The 15,799-nt window shown below is 69.9% G+C and carries 13 protein-coding genes; 6 read left to right on the top strand and 7 right to left on the bottom strand.

Translation table 11 applies throughout. The features are described 5' to 3' along the window. Window positions 1-4 precede the first annotated feature (4 nt). The 3 genes from aceE to HLB44_RS02580 all read right to left on the bottom strand — a co-directional run bounded on the left by aceE (window position 5) and on the right by HLB44_RS02580 (window position 4,062). Window positions 5-2,668, bottom strand: a complete 2,664-nt coding sequence (gene aceE, locus HLB44_RS02590; protein WP_173120296.1) for a pyruvate dehydrogenase (acetyl-transferring), homodimeric type — start codon at window positions 2,666-2,668, stop codon at window positions 5-7. A 247-nt stretch (window positions 2,669-2,915) separates the two neighbouring features. Beyond that, window positions 2,916-3,152: a hypothetical protein gene (locus HLB44_RS02585; RefSeq protein ID WP_173120294.1), complete on the bottom strand. Its 237-nt coding sequence runs from the start codon at window positions 3,150-3,152 to the stop codon at window positions 2,916-2,918. Between the two features lie 118 nt (window positions 3,153-3,270). Beyond that, window positions 3,271-4,062, bottom strand: coding sequence for a YdcF family protein (locus HLB44_RS02580; RefSeq protein ID WP_246312011.1), 792 nt, complete (start codon window positions 4,060-4,062; stop codon window positions 3,271-3,273). 90 nt (window positions 4,063-4,152) lie between these two features. On the opposite strand from HLB44_RS02580, the gene HLB44_RS02575 reads away from it, so the two are divergent. Beyond that, window positions 4,153-5,412 (top strand): MFS transporter, encoded by a 1,260-nt coding sequence (locus tag HLB44_RS02575; protein WP_173120290.1) that lies wholly within the window; start codon window positions 4,153-4,155, stop codon window positions 5,410-5,412. Between the two features lie 39 nt (window positions 5,413-5,451). On the opposite strand, the gene HLB44_RS02570 is transcribed toward HLB44_RS02575, so the two are convergent. Next, the gene (locus tag HLB44_RS02570; RefSeq protein WP_343051207.1) at window positions 5,452-6,387 is read right to left on the bottom strand and encodes an NYN domain-containing protein; all 936 of its coding nucleotides are present in this window, start codon (window positions 6,385-6,387) and stop codon (window positions 5,452-5,454) included. Window positions 6,388-6,405: 18 nt separating this feature from the next. Here HLB44_RS02570 and HLB44_RS02565 point away from each other — a divergent pair, with 18 nt between their 5' ends. Then, entirely contained in the window at window positions 6,406-8,205 is a 1,800-nt protein-coding gene (locus HLB44_RS02565; protein ID WP_173120288.1) for a serine/threonine-protein kinase, read from the top strand. A 19-nt stretch (window positions 8,206-8,224) separates the two neighbouring features. Here HLB44_RS02565 and HLB44_RS02560 read toward each other — a convergent pair whose 3' ends face one another. Then, window positions 8,225-9,295: an MBL fold metallo-hydrolase gene (locus HLB44_RS02560; protein WP_173120286.1), complete on the bottom strand. Its 1,071-nt coding sequence runs from the start codon at window positions 9,293-9,295 to the stop codon at window positions 8,225-8,227. Window positions 9,296-9,536: 241 nt separating this feature from the next. On the opposite strand from HLB44_RS02560, the gene HLB44_RS02555 reads away from it, so the two are divergent. Then, window positions 9,537-10,424: a hypothetical protein gene (locus HLB44_RS02555; protein ID WP_173120284.1), complete on the top strand. Its 888-nt coding sequence runs from the start codon at window positions 9,537-9,539 to the stop codon at window positions 10,422-10,424. A 105-nt stretch (window positions 10,425-10,529) separates the two neighbouring features. Then, window positions 10,530-11,618, top strand: coding sequence for a calcium-binding protein (locus HLB44_RS02550; protein WP_173120282.1), 1,089 nt, complete (start codon window positions 10,530-10,532; stop codon window positions 11,616-11,618). Between the two features lie 98 nt (window positions 11,619-11,716). Here the strand turns inward: HLB44_RS02550 and HLB44_RS02545 are convergent, their stop codons facing one another. After that, window positions 11,717-12,163, bottom strand: coding sequence for an SRPBCC family protein (locus HLB44_RS02545; protein WP_173120280.1), 447 nt, complete (start codon window positions 12,161-12,163; stop codon window positions 11,717-11,719). A 212-nt stretch (window positions 12,164-12,375) separates the two neighbouring features. Here HLB44_RS02545 and HLB44_RS02540 point away from each other — a divergent pair, with 212 nt between their 5' ends. Both HLB44_RS02540 and HLB44_RS02535 read left to right on the top strand, forming a co-directional pair. Then, on the top strand, window positions 12,376-13,527 hold the full coding sequence (locus tag HLB44_RS02540) for a GGDEF domain-containing protein (RefSeq protein ID WP_173120278.1): 1,152 nt from the start codon (window positions 12,376-12,378) through the stop codon (window positions 13,525-13,527). A gap of 62 nt (window positions 13,528-13,589) precedes the next feature. Next, on the top strand, window positions 13,590-14,828 hold the full coding sequence (locus HLB44_RS02535) for a saccharopine dehydrogenase family protein (RefSeq protein WP_173120276.1): 1,239 nt from the start codon (window positions 13,590-13,592) through the stop codon (window positions 14,826-14,828). Here the strand turns inward: HLB44_RS02535 and HLB44_RS02530 are convergent. Beyond that, a complete protein-coding gene (locus HLB44_RS02530) occupies window positions 14,815-15,783 on the bottom strand; it encodes a Bug family tripartite tricarboxylate transporter substrate binding protein (protein WP_173120274.1) in 969 nt (322 codons plus the stop codon). The genes HLB44_RS02535 and HLB44_RS02530 overlap by 14 nt on opposite strands. Window positions 15,784-15,799: the final 16 nt, after the last annotated feature.

Genomic DNA, 15,799 nt, shown 5'->3' with positions numbered 1-15,799 from the left:
TGCCTCACACCGTCCAGGGGGCTGCGCGCTCGGTGTCGAGCCCATAACGCGTGATCGCCTCGGCCACGACGGCCGGCTTGATCACGCCGTCGTCGGCCAGCGCCTTCAGCGCCGCCACGGCCACGTGCCAGCGGTCGACCTCGAAGAAGCGGCGGAGCTTGCGCCGGTAGTCGCTGCGGCCGAAACCGTCCGTGCCCAGCACGGTGTAGCGGCGGCCGGCCGCCTGCACGTACTCGCGCACCTGGTCGGCGTAGTTGCGCATGTAGTCGGTGGCGGCGATCACCGGGCCGTCGTGGCCTTCCAGGCACGCCTGCACGTGACTCGGGCGCGGCGGCTCGGTCGGATGCAGCCGGTTCCAGCGCTCGGCGGCCATGCCGTCGCGGCGCAATTCGTTGTAGCTGGTGGCGCTCCACACGTCGGCCGCGATGCCGAAGTCGGCCTTCAGCAGTTCGGCCGCGGCCATCACCTCGCGCAGGATGGTGCCGCTGCCCATCAGCTGAACGCGGTGACCCTTCTTCGGCGTCTTGCCGCCGTCGCTGAGCTGGTAAAGCCCTTTCAGGATCCCCGCCTCGCTGCCCTCGGGCATGCCGGGGTGCGGGTAGTTCTCGTTCATCAGCGTGACGTAGTAGTACACGTCCTCCTGCTCGGCGTACATGCGCCGCATGCCATCGCGAATGATGGTGACCACCTCGTAGGCGAAGGTCGGGTCGTAGCTGATGCAGTTCGGAATCGTGCCGGCGAGGATGTGGCTGTGGCCGTCCTCGTGCTGCAGGCCTTCACCGTTCAGCGTCGTGCGGCCGGCGGTGCCGCCGAGCAGGAAGCCGCGGGCGCGGATGTCGCCGGCCAGCCAGGCCAGGTCGCCCACGCGCTGCAGCCCGAACATCGAGTAGTAGATGTAGAACGGGATCATCGGCACGTTGTTCGTGCTGTACGAGGTCGCCGCGACGATCCAGCTCGACATCGCGCCGCCTTCGTTGATGCCCTCCTGCAGCACCTGCCCGTCCTTGGACTCGCGGTAGTACATCAGCTGGTCGGCGTCCTGCGGCTTGTACAGCTGCCCCAGCGACGACCAGATGCCGAGCTGCCGGAACATGCCTTCCATGCCGAAGGTGCGCGACTCGTCCGGCACGATCGGCACCACGTGCTTGCCGATGGCCTTGTCCCGGACCAGCGTGCCGAGCATCTGCACGAAGGCCATGGTGGTGGAGATCTCACGCTCGCCGCTGCTGTCCAGCAGGCGCTGGAAGCTGGCCAGCGGCGGAATCTCCAGCGATGCGGATTTGCGCCGGCGCTGCGGCAGATAACCCCCCAAAGACGCGCGCCGCTCGCGCAAGTACTTCATCTCCGGGCTGTCTTCGGCCGGCTTGACGAAGGGCACGCTGGCCAGCTCGTCGTCGGACACGGGGATCTGGAAGCGGTCGCGGAAGCCGCGCAGCGCGTCCTGCGTCATCTTCTTGGCCTGGTGGGCAATCATCTGGCCTTCGCCCGATTCGCCCATGCCGTAACCCTTGACCGTCTTCGGCAGGATCAGCGTCGGCTGCCCGGTGTGCTTCACCGCGGCGGCATAGGCCGCGAACACCTTCACCGGGTCGTGCCCGCCGCGCGTCAGGCCCCAGATCTGGTCGTCGCTCATGTCGGCGACCAGGGCGCGGGTCTCGTCGTACTTGCCGAAGAAGTGCTCGCGCACGTAGGCGCCGCTCTTGCTCTTGAAATCCTGGTACTCGCCGTCGACGCACTCTTCCATGCGCTGCAGCAGCTTGCCGCTCTTGTCGCGCGCCAGCAGCTCGTCCCAGCCGCTGCCCCACAAGACCTTGATGACGTTCCAGCCGGCACCGCGGAACACGCTCTCGAGCTCCTGCACGATCTTGCCGTTGCCGCGCACGGGGCCATCCAGGCGCTGCAGGTTGCAGTTGATGACGAAGACCAGGTTGTCCAGGCTCTCGCGGCCGGCCAGCGAGATGGCGCCCAGCGATTCGGGCTCGTCCATCTCGCCGTCGCCCATGAAGGCCCAGACCTTGCGCTTGGCCGTGTCGGCCAGGCCGCGGCCGTGCAGGTACTTCAGGAAGCGCGCCTGGTAGATCGCCATCAGCGGACCGAGCCCCATCGAGACGGTCGGGAACTGCCAGAAGTCCGGCATCAGCCAGGGGTGCGGGTACGACGAGATGCCCTGGCCGTCGGTCTCCTGGCGGTAGTTCAGCAGCTGCGCTTCGCTGAGCCGGCCTTCGAGGAAGGCACGCGCATAGATGCCCGGCGCGCTGTGGCCCTGGATGAACAGCAGGTCGCCGCCGTGCGTGTCGGTGGGCGCGTGCCAGAAGTGGCCGAAGCCGATGTCGTAGAGCGTGGCCGCCGATTGGAAGCTGGCGATGTGGCCACCGAGCTCCGACGAGTCCTTGTTGGCGCGCAGGATGATCGCCATCGCGTTCCAGCGAATGATCGAGCGCAGGCGATGTTCGATCGCGCGGTCGCCGCTGCTCTTGTCCTCGCGCTCCGGCGGGATGGTGTTGCAGTAGGCGGTGGTCAGCGAGCGCGGCACGTACACGCCATCGCGCCGGCCCTGGTCGACCAGGCGGTTGATGAGGTAGTTGCTGCGTTCACCGCCGCGGTGCTGATGAACGGCGCTCAGTGCGTCGATCCATTCGCCCGTTTCGGTGGGGTCGAGGTCGCCCATGCATGTCTCCTGTGGTCGTCTTGTCGCGCATCTGGCGATGCGGCTGGCGGGGATGTTTCGCAACACCCGTGCCATGTGACATCAGGAACGGGATGGGCCCTAAGTCGTTGATTTCAAAGGGCCTGCCGTGAGCCCGGCAGGCTGGGTCGTCCGCAGATCCGGATTTCGGGACGATGTCCCGTCCGGCCGGCCGGGCCGGCTTCTACGAACAAACCCCGAGTCGCTGCACAGTGCCTTCGCCGACCGATCAGGCGGAGGTCTCGGCGGGTTCGACCTGCCGTGCAGGCGCGGCGCGCAGCGCGCGGCACGGCACGTCGAAATGCAGGAAGCGCAGCAGTCTGTCGTTGACGGGCGCCGGGTGCGTCAGCGGCGCCATGTGCGGCAGGCCGTCAAGCACCTCGTGCCGGCCGTGCGGCAACAGGCAGCGCAGCAGCGCGCTGACATGCAGCGCAGCGCGTGTCGTGCGCGTGCCGCGCAAGCTCAAGCCGGCGGGATGCTGACCGACTTGTGCGCGCGGTGCCGCCCGTGCTGGCGGACACCCGGTGCGCCGCCAGCGAGCTCGCCCACAGATCGGTATCTGTGTCCCCACGCCGGCCGGCACGTCACGCCCCGGCCAACCGGCCGAGCCACTCGTGCAGCACGATGGTCGTCATGCGCAGCCCTTCCCCGGACGGCAGGTAGTCGCCGAGCTCGCCGTCGCCGGGCCGCGTCACGCCCAGCGGCGCCGCGGTCAGGGTCAGCGCCACGCGTTCACGGGCCGCCGCACGGGCGAAGGCGGCCAGCGCGCGCTGCTGATGGAAATCGTGCGTCACCAGCACGACGTGGTGGATGCCGGCGGCGGCCAGCAGCGGCACGGTGCGCCGCGCGTTCTCGTTCGTGTCGCGCGACTGCGCCTCGGTCCAGCGCAGGCGCTGTCCGAAGTCGCGCTCGGCCACCCGCACGGCGATCTCGGCTTCCGATTCGCCGGCTGGGCTGGCATGGGCGATGCCGCCGCTGTAGGCCACCGGCAGGCCGGTTCGGTGTGACAGCCAGAGCCCGTAGCGCAGGCGTTCGAGCGTGAGCATCGAGACGTCGGGCGCGCCGTAGTCGAGCGAACGCAGCCGACGCCCGGCGCCCAGCACGACGATCGCTGCGCCGCGCGCCTGCGACAACCGACGCAGGTCTGCTTCGTGCAGCACCGGCGGCGGCTGCAGCAGCGCCTGCTTGAGCGCCGCGCCGACCACCGGGGTCGACAGCGCCCAGAGGCCGAGCGTGCCGGCCCCGATGAATGCCGTGCCCCAGCGCCGGCGTCGCGGCATCAGCACGACGCCCAGCAGGAGCAGCAGCAGCAGCGGCAGCGGCGGCAGAACAAGCATCGACACGGCCGGTTTCCAGCCCTCGATGCCGAGGGACATGAAGAGATCGTTCATCGCGCAGAGGGGGTCGACGGGCGGCTGCCGTCGGGGCGCCGATGGTGGCATGCGCCAAGCCCTAGACTGCCGCCGGTGAACCCGCATGCGCTGCCGGCCGACCCGAGCCTGATCGATTCCCGCGTGGCGGCCGTGCGGCTGCTCGCGACGCTGGCGGTCGCGACGCTCGGCAACGCGGCGATGTACGTGCTGCCCGTCGTGCTCACCGTCGTGCAGGGCGAGTTCCAGGTCTCGCGCTCGGACGCGTCGCTGCCGTACACCGCGACGATGATCGGCTTCGGCCTCGGCGGCGTGGTCTGCGGCCGCTGGGCGGACCGGCACGGCGTCGCCCGCGTCGTGCAGATCGGCGCAGCCGCGGTGATCGCCGGCTTCCTGCTGGCGAGTATCTCGACGCACATCGTGCTGTTCACGCTCGCGCATGCGCTGCTGCTGGGCTTCCTCGGCATTGCCTGCGCCTTCGTGCCGCTGATCGCGGACACCGGGCTGTGGTGGCACAAGCGTCGCGGCATCGCCGTCGCCGTCTGCGCCAGCGGCAACTACCTGGCCGGCGCGATCTGGCCGCCCTTGGTCCAGAGCGGCATCGAGACGTTCGGCTGGCGGCCGACCTACGTCGTCTTCGGCATCGCCACCGGTGTTGCGATGGCCCTGCTGAGCCTGCTGCTGCGGCAGCGGCCGCCGGCGATCCAGCCGCCACCCGCCGCGGCGGCCGCGGGCGAGCAGCGGCCGGATCGACCGTTCGGCCTGCAGCCCGGCCATGCGCAGGCGCTGCTGTTCATCGCCGGCATCGGCTGCTGCGTCGCCATGGCGATGCCGCAGGTCCACATCGTCGCGTACTGCACCGGCCTGGGCTACGGCCCGGCGCGCGGCGCGCAGATGCTGTCGTTGATGCTCGGCTTCGGCATCGTCAGCCGGCTGGCGTCGGGCTGGGTCGCCGACCGCATCGGCGGCGTGCGCACCCTGCTGCTCGGGTCGGCACTGCAGTGCATCGCGCTGCTGCTGTTCCTGCCCTTCGACGGCCTCGGATCGTTGTACGTCGTCTCGGCGCTGTTCGGGCTGTTCCAGGGCGGCATCGTGCCGTCCTACGCGATCATCGTGCGCGAGCACTTCGCGGTGCGCGAGGCCGGCGCACGCACCGGCAAGATCGTGCTGGGCACGCTGATCGGCATGGCACTCGGCGGCTGGCTGTCCGGCGTGATCTTCGACGCGACCGGTTCGTACACGATGGCCTTCGTGCACGGCATCGCGTGGAATCTGATCAACCTGTCGATCGTCGGCTGGTTGTTCCTGCGCTGGCGGCGCGGCGGGCGCGGCGTGAGCCGGATGCAGCCCGCCTGATGGCCTGGCTCAGGGCAGGCCGCGAAAGGCGTCGAGCCCTCAGCGAGCGCGCAGCAGGTGGTCGGTCTCGCCCTTCTTGATTTCGACGACGGTGTCCATGGCCTTGACCATCTCGGCGAAGTTGGCGTGGCCATGGTCCTTGGGGTCGAAGGTGGCATCGAGGCGCTTGACCATGTGCCAGACCGATCCCTTGTTGACCCAGGCCTCGCCCTGGGTCTCGGCGAGCAGGCGCACGGCGCGCTTGAGCAACTCGGCCGCGGGGTCGGCAGGCGGCGGGGGAGGCGCGTCCTTCGCTTCGCTGGGCATGGCCGCCTCTTCGGGGCGGGGTGCCTCGATCAGGGTGTCGTAGTACCTGAACTCGTGGCAGCTCTTGGCCCAGTGTTTGTTGGTGTTCTTGCGGTTGCCGATGCCGATCAGCGTGCGGCCCGCGGCCTTGATCTTCTGGGCGACGGGCATGAAGTCGCTGTCCCCGCCGATGATGATGACGGTGCCGATGTGGGCGAAGCGGCTGATGTCCTCGGTGGCATCGAGGCAGAGCTTGATGTCGGCGCCGTTCTTCGCGGATGCGCCGGGAGGGAAGAGCTGGATCAGTTCGACGGCGCTTTGCAGCAGGGCGTCGCGGTAGCGGCCGAAGTACTGCCAGTTGCAGTAGGCGCGGTTGATGGCGACGGGACCGAACGACGCACCCAGCTCGACGAGGGCCTGCACGTCGACGAGCGGTTCCTGGACCTTGAAGCGGTTGTCCTGCTTGGCGTAGACACCTTCGCCGTACTTGGCCTCCATGAGGCCGGCGTGCAGGTTCTCGAAGTCCCAATACAGGGCGACTGATCGGCTGTCGTCGTGGTCGTTCGGGTTCAAGGTCTTGTCCCTGCCGTTCTTGTCGAAGTCATCGTAAGGCCTTCGGGCGAGGCTGACCTTTATCGCAAGCGAAGGTAAGTCCGGGCGGGTCCGCCCACTACATCGGCTAACAGGCACGACTGCGTGCGCGCTAGCGTGCTGCGTCGCTTCGCTCGCAGCCGCCCGATGAACGCTCCCGATCCCCTGCCTCCAGCCGCCGATGGCGCAGCCCCGCCGGGCCATCGCCTGGGCCACTTCGAACTGCGCGGCGTCGTCGCGACCGGCGAGAACGATGTGGTGTACCGCGCGTGGGATCTGGAGCTCGGCATCCCGGTGGCGATCAAGGAGTACCTGCCGCGGCGCCTGATCCGGCGCAACGCCACGCTGGGCGTGGAAGCGCTGGATGTGGGCGCCGGGGTCGCCTTCGAAGGCGGCCGCGAGGCTTTCCACGATGAGGCGCGGCAGCTGGCGCGTTGCGACCATGCCTCGCTGCTGCGTGTGCGCCACCTGGTGCGCGCGCACGGCACGGTGTACCGCGTGATGCCGTGGTACGGCGGCTGGCCGTTGCACGATCTGCGTCGCGAGATGGCGGCCCCGCCGGACGAGTCGGCCCTGCGCCGGCTGCTGCTGGAGCTGCTGGGCGCGCTGGAATCATGGCATCGCGTCGCGGGAGCACACGGCGGCGTGAACCCGGCCCGCATCCTGCTGCTCGATGACGATCGGGCGCTGCTGCTGGGTCCGCGCGCGGTTCGGCAGGGGGTGGCAGACGAGCCCGCCGATTCGCCCGCCGCCGCGCTGGCCGACGGCTTCATGGCGCCGGAGATGCGGGAACCTTCGGCCGACGCGCCAACCGGCCCGTGGTCCGACTTCTTTGCGCTGGCCCAGGTCGCCCGGTTCTGCATCACCGGCATGCTGCCGCCGGCGCCCGGCGCATCGGTGGTCGAACCGCTGGCGCAGACGGTTCAACAGCTGTACTTCGATGCGCCTGATGTTCGCTACGCCGAGAACCTGTTGAATGCGCTCGATGCGGCGGCGTCACCCCACATCGGGCTGCGGCCCCGGACGGCGGCCGAATTCAGGGCTTGGCTCGACCACGGACCGCGACCCGCGGATGCCGCCAGCGTGCCCGTCGTGCCGCCCGCCGCGACCGCACCGCAAGCGCTCGAGCCGCACCCGGCGATCGATGAGATCCTGCTGTCTCCGGGGCCCGTGGCCAGCGCCGCTGCGCCCGCCCCCGCGGCCTCCGCGGTCGCGCCGTCCGAGGGAAAGGAGCAGACGCCGGATGCCGCCACGGTCGATCTCATCCGTCGGGTGATCGAAGTCGTCCCCGAGCGCGAAGCGGCGCCATTGCCCCCATCGGAGCTGCCGCCCGACGCGCCTGCGGACCGGCCGTTTCAGGCCGACATCCGGCCGGCGCTTGCGCCCACCGTCTGGCCCCGCCGACCCTCCGCGGGCCGGTGGTGGCTGGTCGGCGCGCTGCTGCTGGCGGCCATCGGCTACGGTGCGACGCAAACGCGCTGGCTGCTCGATCGGCGCGGCGAGGGGAGGGGCGCAGCGCAGCCTGCCCCATCGAGCGGTGCCACGCCAGAGGCCTCGGTCGTGGCGATGTCGGCCGCGATCCCTGCTCCCCCTGCCACGGCAGTGCAGCCAGCGGCACGGACCGATGCACCGGTCGAGGTGGCCGAGAGCGCGATGCCGGCCGATGCGGGCGCATCGTCTGCGGCGGCCCCCGAATCGCCTGCCGGCCCGACCCAGCCATCGCAGGCCGCCGACACGGCGGCCGACCCCGTGCCGGCCCGGCCGTTGCCGCGCGCCGCCCCGGACAACCCGCGGCAGGCCTGCGGCGAACGCACGCAGTTCTCCCTCTACCGCTGCATGCAGCAGCAATGCGCCAGTGCCGCCTGGAAGCGGCATCCGCAGTGCCTGCAGTTGGGTGCCAACGACCGCGTCGACTGAATCGCGACGTGGTGCCCGGTCAGCGCGGCTCGGCTCGTCGTGACGGCAGCAGCCGCGTCTCGCCGATCGCCATCAGCCAGCATTGATCCTCGGAGAGTCCGCGTTCTTCGCGCAACGCGCGCAGCACGCGGGGCGGCTCGTCGAGCGCCTCGTCGCTGAGCGCGAAGGTTCCCCAGTGCACGCCGACCATGCGCTTGGCGCCCACGTCGGCGCAGATCTTCAGCGCCTCGTCGACATCCACGTGCTGCGCCGACATGAACCAGCGCGGCGCGTAGGCGCCGATCGGTATCAAGGCCATGTCGAATCCACCACCGGCGGCCTGCTGCTGGCGCGGCGCGAAATGCTCGCGCACGCGGGCGAAGTCGCGCGAGTAGCCGGTGTCGCCGGGATAGAAGAGGTGGCAGTCGCCGGCCAGCACGGCATAACCGCCCCACAGCGTGAGCATGCGATCGTTGAGCCCGCGTGCCGACCAGTGCTGCGCCGGCAGCAGCACGACCTCCGTTCCGCCTCCAACGTCCACCGACTGCCACCAGTCGAGCTCGGCCACGCGCGTGATGCCACGTGCTGCGAGCCAGGCCTTCAAGCCCAGCGGCACGACGAACAGCGGCGCTCCGCCCGCCTGCGACGCCAGCGCCCGGACCGAGGCGTCGTCGAGGTGGTCGTAGTGGTTGTGGGAGATCAGCACCAGGTCGACGTGCGGCAGCTCGTGCGGTGCCAGCCCGGGTGCCTGGTGCCGCTTAGGCCCGAAGCCGGGCAGCGGCGAGGCGCGCTCCGAGAAGATCGGGTCCGTGAGCACGCTCAAGCCGCCCAGCTGCGCGAGCACCGTCGCATGGCCGACCCAGGTGATGCTGGGCCCATGGTCGGCCGGGTCCGCGGCATGCGCGGCGGCGTAGGCCTGCAGCCGCGTCAGATCGGGCCGGGCGGTCGGGATGGGATCGCTCGGCGGCCGCGGCAGGCCATCGCGCCGGGCATCCAGGCGCCATCGCAGCACCTGGGCCAGCGACTTGACGACCTCGTCGCTGCCGGGGTTGCGGAAGCCATCGGGGCGGTGGTGCGGCTGGGTGGGATCGTAGAACGGATTGCGGGGCATGTGGGCGTCGGTCGTGACTGCGACCCCGAGCTTGCCAGGTTCCGTCGCCTGCGGAGCTCGAGCACCGCACCGATCTGACACGCTGTTTATCGGCGTTATGACGTGGAGGCCTGCCACGGCCTGTCATCGACTGTCACATGTCCAACCGGTCGGTGTGATGGCTGTCACCTCGCGCTGGGCGGCGGCTTCCCACAATTCGTCCCAGCCGCCAAATGACGCGGCCCATCCAGAGAGGAACTTGATGACAACCACTTTTCCCGACGAGACGGCACCGGCCGACACCATCATCCAGGGCCCCGACTACCTCGCCGACGACCATCTCGTCGGCACGGCCGGCAACGATCGCCTGTACGGCGGCAAGGGCAACGACGCGATCGACGGCGGCGATGGCATCGACACCGCGCTGATGCGCGGCTCGTTCAGAGGCTTCCGGGTCACCTACGACGCCGCCATCGACACCTACACGGTCGTCAACCTCGGCGAGCCCCACAAGGACACCGACACGATGCGCGGCGTGGAATTCCTGCAGTTCAACGACACCCGCGTCTCGCTGGCCGACGCGGCGGCGATGCCGGCGCCCCAGCAGCCGGACAGCAACGGCGTGTGGCAGGGCAGCGACGTCGGCTACGAGACCTGGGGCAACGACGGCGGCGACGACCTGCTGCAAGGCAACGGCGGCGACGACACGCTGTACGGCGGCAAGGGGCAGGACACGGCCATCCTGCGGGGCACCCTGGCCGACTACACCATCGCCTATGACCCGGTGACCTGGAAGTACGTCGTGACCGACCGCGTCGCCGGGCGCGACGGGACCGACAACCTGGCGGGGATCGAGCTGCTGCGCTTCGCGGACACGACGATCCGACTCAGCGCCTACCTCGAAGGCCTCGGCAAAGCGCGGCCGGCGGGCGAACCGGACGCCCCGTGGCAGGCATTGCCGCTGACACGCGAAGCGCCGCCGCCGCCGCCACCGCCACCGTTCGAGTTCAAAGACTTCGCCATGGGCATGGGCAACATCGCCGGCGGCAGCGACGACGACGGCACCTACGTCACCGCCAGCACCGACACCCGGGTCGAACCCATCCGGTTGGTCGGTGTCGGGACGATCGGGGTCTACGACGCATCGTGATTCCCCGAGCAGCCCGCCTCGAGTGCCATGGCGGGTCCAGATCATTAGACATAATCAACATTGTCGATCATCCCATCAAGCATGCATGATTGAAGTGAGGCCAGCATGAGCTTCCAGCTCTATCGAATCAACGAGCTGTACTCCGACGGGTACCGCACAACCCAGTTCATCGAGTTGAGCGTCGGCAATGCCGATGGGCAATCGCTCTGGGCCGGCGTGACGATCAGCAGCACGCGTCACGGCATCACGAACACCTTCACTTTCCCGAGCAACCTGCCCAGCAACGCGACGGCGAACACGACGGTGCTGCTCGCGACACAATCCTTCGCCGATCGCGCCGGCGTGACCCCGGACTTCATCATCCCGGACGGGTTCCTGTTCACCTTCGGCGGCACCCTCAACTTCGGGAACGCGGACATCATCGACTATCCCGTGCTGTTGACCGCCGATTCGCTGCACAGCCATTCGCGCGACGGATCGGCGATGGTGCCTTCGCCCAGGAACTTCGCCGGTGAGACGGCCCCGCTGCCCGAGCCGCTGATACAGCTCCCCGGCACAGCGGGCGAGGACATCATGACCGGCGGCCCGCACTCCGAATCGATCGCCGTCCTGGCCGGCAACGACTACGTGCTGGGCAGCAGTGGCAACGACAGCATCAGCGGCGGCACCGGCATCGACACCGCCGTCTACCCGCTCGCGCGCATCGCCTACACGCTGCGCATGACGGCGCCCGGCGAATACCAGGTCGAGAAGCCCGCGGCCGCCGGCACCGACAGCCTCGTCGGCGTCGAGCGATTGCAGTTCAGCGACATGCACCTGGCGCTCGACCTGGACGGCCATGCCGGCCAGACGGCCAGGCTGCTGGGGGCCGTGTTCGGGGCCGCGTCTGTCGCCAACAAGGCCTACGCTGGCGTGGGCCTGGCCCTGCTGGACAGCGGCACGAGCTATGAGGCGCTGGCCGCCCTGGCCGTGCAGGCCGCGGGCAAGAGCAGCCACGCCGATGTGGTGGCGCTGCTGTGGACCAACCTGGTCGGATCGGCCCCGACCGCGGCGGATGCCGCACCCTACGTCGCGATGCTCGACGGCGGCATGAGCATCGGCGCGCTGGCGGCGATGGCGGCGGACCTCCCGATCAACGCCGTGAACATCGACCTCACTGGGCTCGCGCAGACAGGCCTGGCGTTCACGGCCTGAGGCGCGAACGCATCGTTGGGCGAAGGGCTGCTGCTGGACGCCGGATCAGGCGAGGTGCCGAAACGGAGCGCTATTGCCGCGTTCGGCGGCGACTGCGATCAACCCGGGATCTCCGGCTCGACCAGCCGCGCCAGGTGGCGCAGCGATTCCTGCCAGCCGAGGTAGCAGGCTTCGAGCGGAATCATCTCCGGGATGCCTTCCTGCACGATGTGCACCTCGGTACCGACGGACACGGCCTTCAGCGTGACGGTGGTCTGCATCAGGCCGGGCAGGCCGGCGTCCTCGAAGCGGCAGTCGTAGCGCACGCGCTCGCCGGGCACCAGCTCGAGGTACTGGCCGCCGAAGGCGTGGCTGTTGCCCGACGTGAAGTTGGTGAACGACATGCGCCAGCGGCCGCCGACGGTGGCCTCCATCGCGTGGACCTTGCCGGTGAAGCCGTTGGGCGGCAGCCAGCGTGCGAAGGCATCGGGGTCGGTGAAGGCGCGGTAGAGCTTCTCCGGCTTTGCGGCGAAGACGCGGTGCAGGCGGACGGTGTTGCCGGACATGGGGATCTCCTTTCGGGTGAATCGGACGAGGCGGAAGCAAGCGGTCAGCGCTTGTTTTCAGGCGCTCACCTCGACGACGGACGAGCGGGTCCGAATTCGACATCGGCAAACGCGCAGTTGTCGGACTTGCTGCTTTCTTCCTCGGTTGCGCCGAGCAGCGCATCAAGTGTGGCGTCCGCCTGCCGAAAACGGCGAAGACTCCGCAGTTGTGCATGCCCAGCCTGTCGCGCCCGAACCGCCCCCGCCCGTCGGCCGACGATGGCGCCGAGTCGGCCGAAGCGCGCGGACTGCGCTGGCTGCTGGTGATCGGCGCGGTGCTGATCGCGCTGGTTTGCGCCATCGAATGGGCGCAGGGCGTCATCAATGCGTGGGACCGGTGGCTGCAGCCGGCAATGTCCGTGCTGCAGCTGGCTTACGCGGCGGCGCTCGCGCGCTGGCCGCAGCACACGCCGCGGCTGCGGCTGGCCGCCGTGGTGACCTTCAATTCCTACCTGGTCGCCACGGTGCTGCTGCTGCTGTTCGCATTCCCGCCGCCGCTGAACCAGTACCAATTCCTGAGCACCGTCTACTGGCTACCGCTCGGCTACGGCACGGCCTTCGTGTTCCTGCGCCCGCGGGTCGCGCTGGCGGTGTCGGCCGTGATCTTTGCGCTGCTGTTCGTGCCGCTGGGCCTGGTGCTGGCGTCGCGGGGAGCGGCCCATTGGGGGCCGGACTTCGGCTCGCTGGCCGCCGTGCTGGCCGTGGCGCAAGTGGCCTACATCGTGCTGCTGGCCGCGATCGCGACCATCCGTGCCGGCTACCACCGCGCCGAGGAGCGGGCGCGCCTGATGCAGACACTGGCCACCACCGATCCGCTGACCGAACTGCCCAATCGCCGCGCGATGGGCGAGCGACTGCATGCGGCGCTGGCCGCGGCCCGCCGGCATGCGGAACCGGTGACCGTGGCGCTCATCGACGTCGACCACTTCAAGCGCATCAACGACGGCCACGGCCACGCCGCCGGCGACCGCGTGCTGGTGCAGCTGGGCCGGCTGCTCGCCGCCGATCTGCGGGCCTCCGACCAGCTCGGACGGTGGGGCGGCGAGGAGTTCCTGCTGGTCTGCGGCCATACGCGCTCGTCTGCCGGCATCGAGCTGGCCGAGCGGCTGCGCAACAGCGTGGCCGCGTTCGCCTTCGGCCATGGCGCGCGGGTCACCGTCAGCATCGGCGTGGCGCAGGTCGAGTCCGGCGACGATGCGGACGCCGTGCTGGCGCGGGCCGATGCCGCGCTCTACCGCGCAAAGGACGCGGGTCGCAATCGCGTCGAGCTGGCGAACGCTCGCGCCTCGACAGGGCAGCCCTTGGAGGCAAGCGCGCTCCCCTGAGCAGGCCTCGAGCGTGCGTCCTGGTCCGGACCGTCCGGTCGACGGAGCAGAATGCTCCGCCCATGAGCCCACCGTCCCGTGATGTCGTCGTCTTCGGCGCAACGAGCTTCGTCGGCAAGATCCTCTGCCGGTACCTGCTGGAGCAGTTCGGCACGCACGGCGGGCTGAAATGGGCCGCGGCCGGGCGCTCCAGGCCCAAGCTCGAGGAACTGCGCGAATCGCTGGGGCCGAAGGCCAAGCGGCTGCCGCTGATCGTCGCCGACGCCGCCGACGACGCCGCGCTGCACAAGCTCTGCGCAGGCGCGCGCGTCGTGGTGTCGACGGTCGGCCCCTATGCGCTCCACGGCGAGCCGCTGGTCAAGGCCTGCGCCGAATCCGGCACCGACTATTGCGACCTCACCGGCGAGGTGCAATGGATCCGCCGCATGGTGCAGCGCCACGAGGCGGCGGCGCGCCAGTCCGGGGCGCGCATCGTGCATTGCTGCGGCTTCGATTCGATCCCGTCGGACCTGGGCGTTCACTTCCTGCAGCGTGAGGCGATGCGCCAGTTCGGCGCGCCGTGCACGCGGGTCAAGATGCGCGTCGAGTCGATCCGCGGCGGGCTCTCGGGTGGCACCGTGGCCAGCATGATGAACGTGATCAAGGAGGCAGTCGGAAACCCGGCGCTGCGCAAGGAGCTGGCCGACCCGTATTCGCTGTGCCCGCCCGGGCGGGTTGCGAAGGTGCGGCAGCACGAGGTTCGGGCACCGGAGCGCGATCCCGACTTCGATGCCTGGATCGCCCCGTTCGTGATGAGCGCGATCAACACGCGCATCGTGCACCGCACGAACGCGCTGTCGGAGCAGGCCTATGGCGCCGACTTCCGCTACGACGAGGCCACGCTGATGGGCCGCGGGCTGGCGGGCCGGCTGGCGGCCACGGCGATGGTCGCGGGCCTGGCCGGCTCCATGCTCGCGGGCGCGATCGGGCCGCTGCGCGCGGCGCTCGAGCGCTTCGTGCTGCCCAAGCCCGGCGAGGGCCCGAGCCCGGACGCGCAGCGCGACGGCGGCTTCGATCTGCGCTTCGTCGGCACGACCGCGGACGGGCGCCAGCTGCGCAGCCAGGTCACCGGCGACCGCGACCCGGGTTATGGCTCGACCGGCAAGATGCTCGGCCAGGCAGCGGCGTGCCTGGCCCTCGATGTCGACAAGGCCGCCAAACCCGGCGGCTTCTGGACCCCCGCCAGCCTCTTCGGCGACCGCCTGGTGCAGCGGCTGCAGGCGCACGCCGGGCTGAGCTTCGAGCTGATCAGTCCGGCTTGATGCCCGCCGACTTGACGACGTTGGCCCACGCCGCGAGCTCGTGGTCGACGAAGCGGGCCAGCGTGGCCGAATCCATGTAGGCCGCGAACGCGCCCTGCTCGTCCATCTTCCGGCGGTAGGCCTCGCTCTCGACGATGGCCTTGATCTCGGCCGACAGGCGCGCCACGACCGCGGCCGGCGTGCCGGCCGGCGCGAAGACCGCGAACCACGATTCGACCTCGTAGCCGGGCATGCCCGCTTCGGCCGAGGTCGGCACGTTGGGCAGCGACGGATGGCGCTGCTTGCCGGTGTAGGCCAGCGCCCGGAGCTTGCCCGACGCGAGATGGCCGATCAGCGACGGCGGCGTGGTGACGAACAGGTCGACCTGCGCGCCGATCAGGTCGTTGACGACCGGGCCCGACCCCTTGTACGGCACGTGCGTCATCGGCACCTTGGCCTGCTGCGCGAAGAGCTCGCCGGCGATGTGCTGGATCGACCCGTTGCCCGACGACGCGTAGAACAGGCCCTTGCCGTTCTTCCTGCCGGCCTCGATCAGCTCCTTCAGCGTCGTCGCCTTGACCGAAGGTCCGACGGCGATCACGTGCGGCGCGCGCATCACCAGCGCCACCGGCACGAAGTCTTTCGTCGGGCTCCACTTGATCTGCGGAAACAGCGCCGGGTTGCCGACGTGGTAGCCCGAGTACTGCATCAGCAGCGTGTAGCCGTCGGGCTTCGCGCGCGCCACGGCCTCGGTGCCGAGGTTGCCGGCGGCCCCCGGCTTGTTGTCGATCACGATCGCCTGGCCGAGTGCCTTGGCCAGCGGATCGCCGATCAAGCGGGCGCTGATGTCGGTCGAGCCGCCGGGGGCGGTCGGCACGACCATCGTGATCGGTCGGGCGGGCCAGGTCTCTGCGCACGCGGTGTGGGCGCCCGCCGCCGTCAGCGTGAGGGCCACCAGCGTCTTCAAGAAGTTCATCGATGTCTCCTGCAGG

Origin of the sequence: Pseudaquabacterium terrae (assembly GCF_013266755.1) — a bacterium.
GTDB classification, from domain to species: domain Bacteria; phylum Pseudomonadota; class Gammaproteobacteria; order Burkholderiales; family Burkholderiaceae_C; genus Pseudaquabacterium; species Pseudaquabacterium terrae.
This window is presented reverse-complemented; position numbering and strand designations above follow the sequence as displayed.

Coding starts and splice junctions, on each gene's coding strand:
- aceE (WP_173120296.1), bottom strand. CDS start 2,668: ATGGGCGACCTCGACCCCACCGAAACGGGCGAATGGATCGACGCACTG.
- HLB44_RS02580 (WP_246312011.1), bottom strand. CDS start 4,062: ATGTCCCTCGGCATCGAGGGCTGGAAACCGGCCGTGTCGATGCTTGTT.
- HLB44_RS02560 (WP_173120286.1), bottom strand. CDS start 9,295: ATGCCCCGCAATCCGTTCTACGATCCCACCCAGCCGCACCACCGCCCC.
- HLB44_RS02555 (WP_173120284.1), top strand. CDS start 9,537: ATGACAACCACTTTTCCCGACGAGACGGCACCGGCCGACACCATCATC.
- HLB44_RS02550 (WP_173120282.1), top strand. CDS start 10,530: ATGAGCTTCCAGCTCTATCGAATCAACGAGCTGTACTCCGACGGGTAC.
- HLB44_RS02545 (WP_173120280.1), bottom strand. CDS start 12,163: ATGTCCGGCAACACCGTCCGCCTGCACCGCGTCTTCGCCGCAAAGCCG.
- HLB44_RS02540 (WP_173120278.1), top strand. CDS start 12,376: ATGCCCAGCCTGTCGCGCCCGAACCGCCCCCGCCCGTCGGCCGACGAT.
- HLB44_RS02535 (WP_173120276.1), top strand. CDS start 13,590: ATGAGCCCACCGTCCCGTGATGTCGTCGTCTTCGGCGCAACGAGCTTC.
- HLB44_RS02530 (WP_173120274.1), bottom strand. CDS start 15,783: ATGAACTTCTTGAAGACGCTGGTGGCCCTCACGCTGACGGCGGCGGGC.